Genomic DNA, 12,721 nt, shown 5'->3' on the forward strand with positions numbered 1-12,721 from the left:
TTTATGGAGCAAATTTATGTCTATGTTATTCAGGCGACTACTGGTCTGCCTGCTTTGGCTATGGCTGCCCGTCAGCCAGGCCGCCGACAGCGGCTGGCTACGCGCCGCTGATAATCAACACGCCAGCGTGCGCCTGCGGGCGCAAACCGAGAGCAATGGCGATACCCGCCTGCTTTTAGACGTGGCGCTGGAAAAGGGCTGGAAAACCTACTGGCGCTCGCCAGGGGAAGGCGGCATCGCGCCGGCTATCGCCTGGGGCACGCCGCTGGCGGTTGACTGGCGCTGGCCGACGCCGCAGCGTTTCGACGTTGCGGGCATTTCCACTCAGGGGTATCACGGCGACGTCAGCTTCCCGATGACCCTGCGCGGGAAGATACCGCCGACGCTCAGCGGCGTACTGACATTATCCACCTGCAGCAATGTCTGCATTCTCACTGACTATCCCTTTTCGCTGGATATGACGGTCCCGCCAGGGGAGGGTTTTGCCTACGATTACACCCGTGCGATGGGCACGCTGCCGCTGCGCGATGGCCTGACTTCGCAGCTGAGCGCCAGCTACGTCAGCGGCAAACTGACGGTGACCGCCCGCCGTGATGCCGGCTGGCAGCAGCCAGCGCTGTTTATCGACAGCATGGAGGATGTCGACTTCGGCAAGCCGAGCTTTACCACCCGCGGCGATACGCTGACCGCCAGCGTGCCGGTCACCGACAGCTGGGGCGAAGCGGCGCCGGATCTACGCGGTAAAACGTTGTCGCTGGTGCTGGCGGATAGCGGCCAGGCGCAGGAAAGCCAGCTCGCTATCCGCGCAGGCAGCGCCGCGCCGGGAGCGGCGTTAGGCTGGGTGCTGCTGATGGCGCTGGCCGGGGGGCTTATCCTCAATGTGATGCCCTGCGTCCTGCCGGTGCTGGCGATGAAGCTCGGCTCGCTGGTGCAAACCGAACATCGCGAACGCGGCGCGGTGCGCCGACAGTTCCTCGCCTCGGCGTGCGGGATCGTCGTCTCGTTCCTGGCGCTGGCACTGATGATGACCGCGCTACGCCTGGGTAATCAGGCGCTCGGCTGGGGGATCCAGTTTCAGAACCCGTGGTTTATCGGCGCCATGGCGCTGGTGATGGTCCTGTTCAGCGCCAGTCTGCTGGGGCTGTTCGAAATCCGCCTCTCCTCCACCGCCAGCACCTTCCTCGCCACCCGCGGCGGCAACGGCTTAATGGGCCATTTCTGGCAGGGCGCCTTCGCCACCCTGCTGGCGACGCCCTGCACCGCGCCGTTCCTCGGCACCGCCGTGTCGGTGGCGCTGGTGGCGCCGCTGCCGCTGCTGTGGGGGATTTTCTTCGCCATGGGGGTCGGCATGAGCCTGCCGTGGCTGCTGATCGTCGCCTGGCCGGGGCTGGCGCAACGCCTTCCGCGCCCAGGCCGCTGGATGAATCATCTGCGGGTGGCGCTGGGGGTGATGATGCTTGGCTCGGCGCTATGGCTGGTCAACCTGCTGACGATCCACATCGGCCGTACCCCGGTGCTTACCCTGCTGGTGATACTGACCGTAGCCCTGCTGCTGGCCACCGCCTGGCGCTACCGCTGGCGGACAGCGCTGCGCGCAGGGGCTCTGGCCATCGTGGTGGCCGGCGCCGTCGCCTTTGTCTCCCGGCCTGACGGCGAGGGCCCGCGCCGCGACCGGGTTAACTGGCAGCCGCTCAGCGAGCAGGCTATCGCCAGCGCCCTGGCGGAACATAAGCGGGTGTTTATTGATGTCACCGCCGACTGGTGCGTGACCTGTAAAGCCAATAAATACAACGTGCTGCTGCGCGATGACGTCCAGCAGGCGCTGTTAGCGCCGGACGTGGTCGCCCTGCGCGGCGACTGGAGCCGCCCCTCCGCCACGATTAGTCAGTTTTTAACCGACCGCGGCAGCGCCGCGGTGCCGTTTAACCAGATTTACGGACCGGGATTGCCGCAGGGAGAGATCCTGCCTGCGCTGTTAGATCGCGAACACCTCCTCGCCACCCTGTCCGCCGCCAAAGGAAACTAACATGAGAGCTATCACCGCCTTATTGCTGCTGTGCGTATCCGCCTTCAGCTTCGCCGCCCCGGCGGAAGAACCACCAGCAAACGGTAATGACCAGCTGGCGCAGCTGCTGTTTAACGATCCGAACAGCCCGCGCACCGGCGCGAAAGCGCCGAAGCTGACGATCGTCTCGTTTACCGATTACAACTGTCCTTACTGTAAACAGTTTGATCCGATGCTGGAAAAAATCGTCCACGATAACCCGGACATCCAGCTGATCGTGAAGCTGCTGCCGTTCAAGGGGCAAAGTTCGGTCAATGCCGCCAAAGCGGCGCTCTCTACCTGGCGCCAGCAGCCCGATAAGTTCTGGGCGCTGCATCAGCGGCTGATGGCGAAAAAAGGCTATCACGATGACGCCAGCATCGCCGCGGCGCAGAAGAAAACCGCCACCGACAGCGTCAGTCTCGATGACAAGACCATGGATTCGCTGAAGATGAACCTGATTTTGTCGCAGGTGCTGAATATTCAGGGCACGCCGGCGACCATCATCGGCGATCAGATGGTGGCCGGGGCGATCCCTGCTGACGAACTGGAGGGGCTGGTGAAAGAGCAGCTGGCGAAAGCCCGTGGCCAGTAAGCTCCGGCGCTGGCTGCGTGAGCTGGCGGTGTGGCTGCTGATTGGCGCGGCGGTGGGCCTGGCGGTGGATTATTTTCGCCAGCCCGCGCTGCCGCAAAACGTCAGCGCCACATCGCTGCGCACCCTCGACGGCAGGGCGGTGGATCTGAACGCCATGAGCCAGCAAAAGCCGCTGCTGCTGTACGTCTGGGCCACCTGGTGCGGGGTCTGTCGCTACACCACGCCGTCGGTGGAATCGCTTGCCGCCGATGGCGGCAATGTGCTGACCGTGGCCCTGCGATCCGGCGATAACGCCGCGCTGGAGACGTGGCTTGCCAAAAAGAAACTGGCGCTGCCGACGGTGAATGACCCGAGCGGCCAGCTGGCGCGGCAGTGGGACATTCGGGTGACGCCAACGCTGGTGGTGATTTATCGAGGCGAGGTGAAGTCGGTTACCACCGGCTGGACCAGCGGCTGGGGAATGCGTCTGCGGCTGTGGCTGGCCTCCTGGTAGGCCAGCCACTTTACCGGACTTTATGCCGGGTGGCGGCTACGCCTTACCCGGCCTACCGTTCGCCTTACCCCCATGCCCGGCAAACGCAGCGCCGCCGGGCAATTGACATCAGCGGGTTATTTACCGCCCGCCAGTTCGAGGAAACTGCCCGTCACATAGGACGCTTTGTCGCTCAGCAGCCAGGCAATGGCCTGAGCGACCTCTTCCGGCTGACCGCCGCGCCGCATCGGCAGCGAATGCTTCACCCGATCCACGCGCCCCGGTTCGCCGCCGGAGGCGTGCATCTCGGTATAAATCAGGCCAGGGCGCACGCCATTTACCCGGATCCCCTGCGCCGCCACCTCCAGCGCCAGCCCGGTGGTCAGGGTATCCACCGCCCCTTTCGACGCAGCGTAATCAACATATTCTCCCGGCGAGCCAAGGCGCGACGCCGCCGACGACACGTTAACTATCGCCCCGCCCTTGCCGCCATGCTGATGCGCCATGCGCTTGACCGCTTCGCGGCAGCAGAGGAAATAGCCGGTCACGTTGGTCGCCAGCACGCGGTTAATGCGCTCGGCGCTCAGGCTCTCCACCGTACACTGGGTAAAGAGGATCCCGGCGTTGTTGACCAGCGCCGTCAGCGGCTCGCCCATGCGGTCAATCGCCTCAAACATCGCCATCACCTGCGCTTCATCACTGATATCCGCCCGCAGCGCCGTGGCTTTGCCGCCGGCGGCAACAATGGTATTCACCACCTCGGTGGCAGCGTTAATATTGTGATGATAATTGACCGCGACAGTATACCCTTCCTGCGCCAGCAGCAGCGCCGTCGCCCGGCCTATTCCGCGGCTCGCGCCGCTAATCAGTGCTATCCCCATGCTTTTCTCCCAAAAAATAAAGGCGCCGCAGCGCCTTTAAAAGTATAGCTAATTCCGCACGTTACTGATATTCGCTCATCGGCACGCAGGAGCAGAACAGATTACGGTCGCCGTACACGTCGTCCAGGCGTTTCACCGTCGGCCAGTATTTGTTGTGCAGGCCCGCCGGGAATACCGCCAGCTCGCGGCTGTACGGATGGTTCCATTCCCCAACGATCTCACCCTGGGTATGCGGCGCGTTCACCAGCGGGTTGTCTTCCAGCGGCCATTCACCGGCTTTGACGCGGTCGATCTCCGCGCGGATCGCCAGCATCGCGTCGATAAAGCGGTCCAGCTCCACCTTGCTTTCCGATTCCGTCGGCTCAACCATCAGCGTACCCGCTACCGGGAAGGACATGGTCGGCGCATGGAAGCCAAAGTCGATCAGGCGCTTGGCGATATCCAGCTCGCTAATGCCGGTCTCTTCTTTCAGCGGACGAATATCGAGAATACATTCGTGCGCCACGCGACCATCGCGACCGGTGTAGAGCACCGGGTAGGCGTCTTTCAGACGGGTAGCGATATAGTTGGCGTTAAGGATCGCATTCTGGCTCGCCTGCTTCAGCCCTTCCGCGCCCATCATACGGATATACATCCAGCTGATCGGCAGGATGGACGCGCTGCCGAACGGCGCAGCGGAAACCGCGCCCTGACGGGTCAGCATCCCTTCAATCTGCACCACGCTGTGACCCGGCACGAACGGCGCCAGGTGCGCTTTCACGCCGATTGGGCCCATACCCGGGCCGCCGCCGCCGTGCGGAATGCAGAACGTTTTATGCAGGTTGAGGTGCGAAACGTCAGCGCCGATAAAGCCCGGAGAGGTGATCCCGACCTGGGCGTTCATGTTGGCGCCGTCAAGGTAAACCTGGCCGCCGAACTGGTGCACGATCTCGCACACTTCGCGAATGGTCTCTTCATATACGCCGTGGGTCGACGGATAGGTGACCATGATGCAGGAGAGATTCGCTCCCGCCTGCTCTGCTTTTTCACGCAGGTCGGCGAGATCGATGTTGCCGTTTTTGTCGCACGCCACCACCACCACCTGCATACCCGCCATCTGCGCGGAAGCCGGGTTGGTGCCGTGCGCGGAGCTTGGGATCAGGCAGATATCGCGATGGCCTTCGTTGCGGCTCTCATGGTAGTGGCGAATCGCCAGCAGGCCAGCATATTCGCCCTGCGCGCCGGAGTTCGGCTGCATGCAGACGGCGTCATAGCCGGTCAGTTTCACCAGCCAGTCGGAGAGCTGAGCGATCATCTGATGATACCCTTCCGCCTGCTCTACCGGGCAGAACGGGTGCAGCTCAGCGAACTCCGGCCAGGTGATGGGGATCATCTCCGCCGCGGCGTTCAGCTTCATGGTGCAGGAGCCCAGCGGGATCATCGCCTGGTTCAGCGCCAGATCTTTACGCTCCAGGGCGTGCATGTAGCGCATCATCTCGGTCTCGCTATGGTAGCGGTTGAACACCGGATGGGTGAGGATCGCATCGTCGCGCAGCATCGCCGCCGGGATGGAGCGGCTGTCCAGCGCCACGTCTTTATCCAGGGTATCGATGTCCAGACCATGATCGTCGCCGACGATGGCGCGGAACAGGTTGAGCACGTCTTCGCGGGTGGTCGCTTCATCGAGCGTAATGCCCACCGCGCCGTGAATATCGCTGCGCAGGTTAATCTGCAGGGCTTCGGCACGCGCCAGCACCGCGGCTTTATCCGCCACTTCCACGCACAGGGTGTCAAAGTAGTGGGCATGACGAAGCTTCAGCCCTTTCTTCTGCAGGCCATCGGCCAGAATGTCGGTCAGGCGATGAATGCGGCCTGCGATACGTTTCAGACCCGCCGGGCCGTGGAATACCGCGTACAGGCTGGCGATGTTGGCCAGCAGCACCTGCGAGGTACAAATGTTGGAGTTCGCTTTCTCGCGGCGGATGTGCTGTTCGCGAGTCTGCATCGCCATGCGCAGCGCGGTATTCCCCGCCGCATCTTTCGATACGCCGATAATCCGGCCCGGCATGGAGCGTTTGAATTCATCTTTCGCCGCGAAGAAGGCCGCGTGTGGGCCGCCATAGCCCATCGGCACGCCGAAGCGTTGGGCGGAGCCGAAGACGATATCCGCGCCCTGCTTGCCCGGCGCCGTCAGCAGCACCAGTGCCATAAAGTCGGCAGCGACGCTGACAATCACTTTGCGCGCTTTCAGCTCGGCGATCAGTTTGCTGTAATCGTGGATTTCGCCGGTGGTGCCCACCTGCTGCAGCAGCACGCCGAAGACATCCTGGTGATCGAGCACTTTGTCGGCGTCATCGACGATCACGTCGAAACCGAAGGTTTCCGCACGAGTGCGCACCACGTCCAGGGTTTGCGGATGGACGTCGGCGGCGACGAAGAAACGGTTGGCGTTTTTCAGTTTGCTGACGCGTTTGGCCATCGCCATCGCTTCGGCGGCGGCGGTCGCTTCATCGAGCAGCGAAGCGGAAGCAATATCCAGCCCGGTGAGATCCAGCGTAACCTGCTGGAAGTTGAGCAGCGATTCCAGACGGCCCTGGGAGACTTCCGGCTGGTAAGGGGTATAGGCGGTATACCAGCCCGGATTTTCCAGCATGTTGCGCTGAATAACCGGCGGCAGCTGCACGGCGGTGTAGCCCATGCCGATGTAAGACTTGAAGCGCTTGTTGCGACCGGCGATCGCCTTCAGCTCTGCCAGCGCGGCGAATTCGGTTGTCGCGTCGCCCACCTGCGGTGGGGTCGCCAGCTGGATATCCTGCGGCACAATCTGGCCGATCAGGGCGTTAAGCGAATCCGCGCCGACGGTCTTCAGCATCTCTTGCTGCTGCTGAGCGTCCGGGCCAATGTGACGTTCGATAAAGGCGTCGCGGTTTTCAAGCTGACTTAAAGTCTGAGTCATGAGCGATGGTTCCTGAAACGTGCGGTGAATCGTGATTGTCTGACTGGTTTGCCCGGCAAACGCTGATGCTTACCGGGCCGGAATACGCAAAATCATGCGCGCGGCAGGAAGCCAACGCCCCTGCAGCGTGAAGGATGAAACGTATTTATTCGTCTTCTAACAGAGCTTCATAGGCGGTCGCATCCAGCAGCGCGGCAACCTGCGCTTCATCGCTGGCTTTGATTTTGAAGATCCAGCCATCGGTGTACGGGTCGCTGTTGACCAGTTCCGGCGAGTCGTTCAGCTCTTCGTTAACGGCAACGATTTCACCGCTGATCGGGGCATAAATATCGGAAGCCGCCTTCACGGATTCGGCAACCGCGCAATCGGCGCCCGCTTCAACGGTGGCGCCCACTTCCGGCAGATCAACGAATACCATATCGCCCAGCAGCTCCTGCGCATGCTCGGTGATCCCGACGGTATAGGTGCCGTCCGCTTCTTTACGCAGCCACTCGTGTTCTTTGCTGTATTTCAGTTCTGCTGGTACGTTGCTCATCAATTCATCTCCAAAAAAGGGAAATCACACAATGGCTTTGCCATTGCGTACAAAACCAGGTTTAGTCACTTTTACCGGCATTTCACGGTTACGAATTTGCACCACCGCGGTGTCGCCAATCCCGGCCGGCACGCGAGCCAGCGCGATACTGTAGCCCAGGGTCGGCGAGAAGGTGCCGCTGGTGATAATGCCTTCTTTTTGATTACCGTCGCTATCGGTAAAACGTACCGGCAGGCCGCCGCGCAGGACGCCTTTCTCGGTCATCACCAGGCCAACCAGCTGTTCGGTGCCCTTTTCACGCTGCATCTCCAGCGCTTCGCGACCGATAAAGTTACGATCCGCCGGTTCCCAGGCAATAGTCCAGCCCATATTCGCCGCCAGCGGAGAGACGCCTTCGTCCATCTCCTGGCCATACAGGTTCATCCCGGCCTCCAGGCGCAGGGTATCGCGCGCGCCGAGACCGCACGGCTTAACGCCAGCGTCCAGCAGACCGCGCCAGAAATCCGCCGCCTGCTCGTTCGGCATGGCGATTTCATAACCCGCTTCGCCGGTATAGCCGGTGGTGGCGATAAACAGCTCGCCGGCCTGCACGCCGAAGAACGGCTTCATACCTTCCACGGCCTGACGCTGCGCATCGGTGAACAGCGTCGCCGCCTTCGCTTTCGCCTGTGGACCCTGGACCGCGATCAGCGACAGATCGTCGCGAACGATGATTTCAAGGCCGTAAGGTTCAGCTTGTTCGGAAATCCAGGCGAGGTCTTTTTCGCGGGTGGCGGAGTTAACAACGAGGCGGAAATAATCTTCAGAGAGGAAATAGACAATCAGGTCGTCGATGACGCCGGCGGAGGCGGTCAGCATGCCGGTGTAGAGCGCTTTGCCCGGGGTGGTGAGCTTCGCCACGTCGTTGGCCAGCAAATAGCGCAAGAACTCTCTGGTCCGGCTGCCGTGGAAATCAACGATGGTCATATGCGACACATCGAACATGCCTGCTTCGCCGCGCACCGCATGGTGCTCATCAATCTGGGATCCGTAATGCAGCGGCATCATCCAGCCATGGAAATCCACCATGCGCGCGCCGCACAGCGTGTGTTGTTCATACAACGGAGTCTGTTGAGCCATCTTTTCCTCATCGAATAAAACGGAACCAGCCACGAGATTGTCGGCGATTTTTCGCCACGAAATGGGGCGTCGGCATCGCTGACGGACACCGACGCAAACGTTCTCTTTTGCCTGAACTTACCACCGAACCCGGCGCTAAACCATAAGCTCATTCAGGGCATCACATTAGCTTATGACTAAAATCCGCCGAAAAGCCTACAGAGTTATTGACTGGAAAAAAGCGATTTACGCCACATAAAATTAACAATACCGCGGCTAGAATTAGGGAATGATGGTGTTTTATGCGATTTTATAGCCCTAATTTCTTTAACAAAAAAAAGGACACATTAATAAAACTAATGCGAAAAAAGAGGTGAAATTAGAATATTTCAAATGAGGGGGAAAACCCGGCGCGCAGGCCGGGTGAAAGAAGTGTGACGCGGTTAACGTAACCAGGCAGGCAGATCGTTGAGGCCCATCGCCTGGCGAATCAGCTGCGGTTTCACGCCCGGCAGCGTATCGGCCAGTTTCAGCCCCATGTCGCGGAGGAACTTCTTCGCCGGATGGCTACCGGAAAACATGTCGCGGAAGCCCTGCATACCCGCCAGCATCAGCGCGGCGCTGTGCTTGCGGCTGCGCTCGTAGCGGCGCAGATAAAGATGCTGGCCGATATCTTTGCCCTGGGCGTGCAGACGCTTCAGTTCGTCGATAAGCTCGGCCGCATCCATAAAGCCGAGGTTGACGCCCTGCCCGGCTAGCGGGTGGATGGTATGCGCGGCATCGCCGACCAGCGCCAGGCGGTGGGCGGCGAACTGGCGAGCATAGCGGCCGGTCAGCGGGAAGACTTCACGTGCGCTTTCCAGCTGGCAGAGGCCAAGGCCATTATCGAAGGCGATATTCAACGCCTGGTTAAAGGTGGCTTCATCAGCCTCCTGCATCCGCTGCGCCTCCGCCGGCGACAGCGACCAGACGATAGAGCACAGGTGCGGATCGCAGAGCGGCAGGAAGGCGAGGATCCCGTCGCCATGAAATACCTGGCGCGCCACCGCCTGATGCGGCTCAGCGGTACGGATAGTCGCCACCAGCGCGTGATGATGGTAATCCCAGAAGGTCAGCGGAATATCGGCTTTATTGCGCAGCCACGAATTCGCCCCATCGGCGCCGATCACCAGACGCGCGGTGAGCATGCTGCCGTCCTGCAGGCTGAGAAAGGCCTCATTTTCGCCCCACGCCACCTGCTGCAGTTGCGCAGGCGCCAGCAGGGTGACGTCGGCGCAGCGCTGCGCCTTCTGCCACAGCGCATAATGCACCACGGCGTTTTCAATAATATGGCCCAGATGGCTGAAGCCCATGCTCTGGTCATCAAAGCTAATGCGGCCGAAACTGTCTTTGTCCCACACTTCCATTCCGTGATAGCAGCTGGCGCGTCGGGCAACGATCTCGCGCCAGACGTCCAGCTTCGTCAGCAGCTTTTCGCTGGCGGCGTTTATTGCCGACACGCGCAGCGCCGGCGGCGCATCGGCAGCCAGCGGCTGTGGCTCCGCTTTCTCCAGCACCGCGACGCGCAGGCCGCTGCCCTGTAAACCGCAGGCTACCGCCAGCCCCACCATTCCACCGCCAACAATGGCAACATCAACACTTTGCACGTTCTACTCCTTAACGGGGAACCCAACCGAGGGTACGCTGCGCCAGCGCATCGCGCGCCGGGGTAAATAATTCCATGGCCATCAGACCGACATTGCGCCCCGCCACCAGCGGCGCCCAACGGTTGGCAAACAGATGCACCAGCCCATCGGTCACGCCGATGGTGGCGGCTTTATCCCCTGTTCTGCGCGCCTGATAGCGACACAGCAGCGGATAATGGCCGACATCTTCGCCGCTGAGATGGGCGTCAGCGAGCAGCTCCGCCAGACTCATCACATCGCGCAGGCCGAGATTAAAGCCCTGCCCGGCAATCGGGTGCAGCGTCTGCGCCGCGTTACCGACCAGCGCCAGGCGGTGCGACACCGCGCGGCTGGCGGTAGTGAGGGCCAGCGGATAGACGCTGCGCTTCCCGGCGTGGGTAATGCGCCCCAAACGCCAGCCGAACGCCAGCTGCAGCTCCTGACAAAAGCGTTCGTCAGACCAGCTCAGCACCTCGTCGCGGCGCGACTGCGGATGACACCACACCAGCGAGCAGCGTCCTTGCGACATCGGCAGCATCGCCAGCGGGCCATGCTCGGTAAAACGTTCGAAAGCGCGGCCTTCGTGGGGCAGCGCGGTGCTTACGTTGGCGATAATCGCCAGTTGCTCATAGGGCTGTTGTTGCCAGCTGATGCCGCAGCGGGCGCCCAGCGACGAACGCGAACCGTCCGCCGCCACCAGCAGCTTGCCGCTGATCGTTTCGCCCCCCTCAAGGGTAAGGCTGACGCTTTCCTGGCTGCGGCTGACCGCTGCCACCTTCGCCGGGCAATGCAGCGTCACGCCCGGCGCCTCGCGCAGCAGGCTAAACAGGCGCTGGCCGACATCGTGGAGTTCAACCACCTGACCCAGCGCCGGCAGGCGATAATCCGCCGCCGCCAGATTCACAAAACCGGCATGGCCGCGGTCGCTGACGTGTACCCGCTGGATAGCCGTCGCCCGCTCGGCGAGACGTTGCCAGACACCGATGCGCGCCAGCTGCTGGCAGGTGCCGGCGGCCAGGGCGATCGCCCGGTCGTCGAAGCCGGGATGGCGAGCCGACTGGGGATCCTGCGCCTCAATCAGATGGACCGGCAGCGCGCCGCCGGTCAAACGGGAGATGGCCAGGGCGAGCGTCGCCCCGGTCATCCCGCCGCCGACGATCAGCACGCTCATGACTGGCGCGCCGCCGCCATCAGCGCTTCGATCTCATCCGCCTTCTTCACCACGCCGGCGGTGAGATTTTCGTTGCCGTCTTCGGTAATGACGATGTCATCTTCAATACGGATGCCGATGCCGCGGTACTGCGCCGGCACGTCGGCGTCGGCGGCGATATACAGCCCCGGTTCGACGGTCAGCACCATCCCCGGCTCCAGGACGCGAGAACGGTCGGTGTCGTAGTGACCGACATCGTGTACATCCAGCCCCAGCCAGTGGCTCAGACCGTGCATAAAGTACGGGCGGTGGGCATTATTGGCGATCAGCTCGTCAACCTCGCCTTTGAGGATCCCCAGCCGCACCAGGCCGGTGATCATAATGCGCACCACTTCCTGGTTCACCTGGCAGATTGAGGTGCCCGGGCGATAGAGTTCCAGCGCGGTCTCCAGCGATTCCAGCACGATATCGTAGATTTCGCGCTGCGGCTGGCTGAATTTGCCGTTCACCGGGAAGGTGCGGGTAATGTCGCCGGCATAGCCGCGATACTCGCAGCCGGCGTCAATCAGCACTAAATCGCCGTCGCGCAGTTCAGATTCGTTTTCGGTGTAGTGCAGAATGCAGCCGTTTTCGCCGCCGCCAACGATGGTGTTATAGGAGGGGAAGCGCGCGCCGTGGCGATTGAATTCATGGAGAATTTCGCCCTCCAGCTGATACTCGAACATGCCAGGGCGGCATTTTTCCATCGCCCGGGTATGGGCCAGGGCGCTGATCTCCCCGGCGCGGCGCATCACGGCCAGCTCTTCCGCGGATTTGAACAGGCGCATCTCATGCACAATGGGCCGCCAGTCGATCACCGAGTTCGGCGCCTGCAGGTTCTGCCGCGAGCCTTTGCGGAGTTTTTCGAGGGCGTTGAACACAATCTCATCGGCATAGGCATATTCGCCCTGGGCAAAATAGATAGCGTCCAGACCGTTGAGCAGCTGATACAGCTGCTGGTTGATTTCGCTGAACGCCAGCGCCCGGTCAACGCCCAGCTTCGCCGGCGCGGCCTCCTGGCCCAGACGGCGACCGAACCAGATCTCAGCGGTCAGATCGCGAACCCGGTTGAACAGCACGCTATGGTTGTGGGTTTCATCGCTTTTAATCAACACCAGCAGCGCTTCCGGTTCGTTGAAGCCGGTGAAGTACCAGAAATCGCTGTTCTGCCGGTAGGGATATTCCGAATCTGCACTGCGCACCGCTTCCGGTGCGGCGAAAATCAGCGCCGCGCTGCCTGGCTGCATCTGCGCCAACAGCGCCTGGCGACGCGAGAGAAATTCCTGCTGAGTCATGACGCCCCCTGAA

10 protein-coding genes are annotated in these 12,721 nt (G+C 61.7%); 3 read left to right on the forward strand and 7 right to left on the reverse strand.

Annotation, left to right across the window (positions count from 1 at the left end; translation table 11 throughout):
* Nucleotides 1-16: 16 nt before the first annotated feature.
* The 3 genes from AC6CWS_RS16770 to AC6CWS_RS16780 are packed head-to-tail and all read left to right on the forward strand — an operon-like array spanning nucleotide 17 to nucleotide 3,132.
* Entirely contained in the window at nucleotides 17-2,026 is a 2,010-nt protein-coding gene (locus AC6CWS_RS16770) for a protein-disulfide reductase DsbD family protein (RefSeq protein ID WP_065883835.1), read from the forward strand.
* 1 nt (nucleotide 2,027) lies between these two features.
* Nucleotides 2,028-2,639, forward strand: coding sequence for a DsbA family protein (locus tag AC6CWS_RS16775; RefSeq protein ID WP_023290975.1), 612 nt, complete (start codon nucleotides 2,028-2,030; stop codon nucleotides 2,637-2,639).
* Complete coding sequence (locus AC6CWS_RS16780) at nucleotides 2,629-3,132, forward strand: protein disulfide oxidoreductase (protein WP_065883836.1); 504 nt, start codon at nucleotides 2,629-2,631, stop codon at nucleotides 3,130-3,132. Before AC6CWS_RS16775 ends, AC6CWS_RS16780 begins: the two co-directional genes overlap by 11 nt.
* 116 nt (nucleotides 3,133-3,248) lie before the next feature.
* On the opposite strand, the gene AC6CWS_RS16785 is transcribed toward AC6CWS_RS16780, so the two are convergent.
* The 7 genes from AC6CWS_RS16785 to pepP all read right to left on the reverse strand — a co-directional run bounded on the left by AC6CWS_RS16785 (nucleotide 3,249) and on the right by pepP (nucleotide 12,708).
* On the reverse strand, nucleotides 3,249-3,992 hold the full coding sequence (locus AC6CWS_RS16785; protein WP_023290977.1) for an SDR family oxidoreductase: 744 nt from the start codon (nucleotides 3,990-3,992) through the stop codon (nucleotides 3,249-3,251).
* Nucleotides 3,993-4,053: 61 nt separating this feature from the next.
* Complete coding sequence (gcvP, locus tag AC6CWS_RS16790; RefSeq protein ID WP_023290978.1) at nucleotides 4,054-6,927, reverse strand: aminomethyl-transferring glycine dehydrogenase; 2,874 nt, start codon at nucleotides 6,925-6,927, stop codon at nucleotides 4,054-4,056.
* A 145-nt stretch (nucleotides 6,928-7,072) separates the two neighbouring features.
* Nucleotides 7,073-7,462, reverse strand: coding sequence for a glycine cleavage system protein GcvH (gene gcvH, locus AC6CWS_RS16795; RefSeq protein WP_023290979.1), 390 nt, complete (start codon nucleotides 7,460-7,462; stop codon nucleotides 7,073-7,075).
* A gap of 24 nt (nucleotides 7,463-7,486) precedes the next feature.
* Entirely contained in the window at nucleotides 7,487-8,581 is a 1,095-nt protein-coding gene (gcvT, locus tag AC6CWS_RS16800; RefSeq protein WP_065883837.1) for a glycine cleavage system aminomethyltransferase GcvT, read from the reverse strand.
* 422 nt (nucleotides 8,582-9,003) lie between these two features.
* Nucleotides 9,004-10,206 (reverse strand): FAD-dependent 2-octaprenylphenol hydroxylase, encoded by a 1,203-nt coding sequence (ubiI, locus tag AC6CWS_RS16805; protein WP_032454040.1) that lies wholly within the window; start codon nucleotides 10,204-10,206, stop codon nucleotides 9,004-9,006.
* 10 nt (nucleotides 10,207-10,216) lie between these two features.
* Complete coding sequence (ubiH, locus tag AC6CWS_RS16810; RefSeq protein WP_065883838.1) at nucleotides 10,217-11,395, reverse strand: 2-octaprenyl-6-methoxyphenyl hydroxylase; 1,179 nt, start codon at nucleotides 11,393-11,395, stop codon at nucleotides 10,217-10,219.
* A complete protein-coding gene (gene pepP, locus AC6CWS_RS16815) occupies nucleotides 11,392-12,708 on the reverse strand; it encodes a Xaa-Pro aminopeptidase (RefSeq protein WP_004205299.1) in 1,317 nt (438 codons plus the stop codon). The genes ubiH and pepP overlap by 4 nt, the downstream gene beginning before the upstream one ends.
* Nucleotides 12,709-12,721 lie beyond the last annotated feature (13 nt).

The organism is Klebsiella sp. M041 (assembly GCF_059759695.1).

Excerpts from the sequence above, each read along its gene's own strand:
- AC6CWS_RS16770 (WP_065883835.1), top strand. The coding sequence starts at position 17 with ATGTCTATGTTATTCAGGCGACTACTGGTCTGCCTGCTTTGGCTATGG.
- AC6CWS_RS16775 (WP_023290975.1), top strand. The coding sequence starts at position 2,028 with ATGAGAGCTATCACCGCCTTATTGCTGCTGTGCGTATCCGCCTTCAGC.
- AC6CWS_RS16785 (WP_023290977.1), bottom strand. The coding sequence starts at position 3,992 with ATGGGGATAGCACTGATTAGCGGCGCGAGCCGCGGAATAGGCCGGGCG.
- gcvP (WP_023290978.1), bottom strand. The coding sequence starts at position 6,927 with ATGACTCAGACTTTAAGTCAGCTTGAAAACCGCGACGCCTTTATCGAA.
- gcvH (WP_023290979.1), bottom strand. The coding sequence starts at position 7,462 with ATGAGCAACGTACCAGCAGAACTGAAATACAGCAAAGAACACGAGTGG.
- gcvT (WP_065883837.1), bottom strand. The coding sequence starts at position 8,581 with ATGGCTCAACAGACTCCGTTGTATGAACAACACACGCTGTGCGGCGCG.
- ubiH (WP_065883838.1), bottom strand. The coding sequence starts at position 11,395 with ATGAGCGTGCTGATCGTCGGCGGCGGGATGACCGGGGCGACGCTCGCC.
- pepP (WP_004205299.1), bottom strand. The coding sequence starts at position 12,708 with ATGACTCAGCAGGAATTTCTCTCGCGTCGCCAGGCGCTGTTGGCGCAG.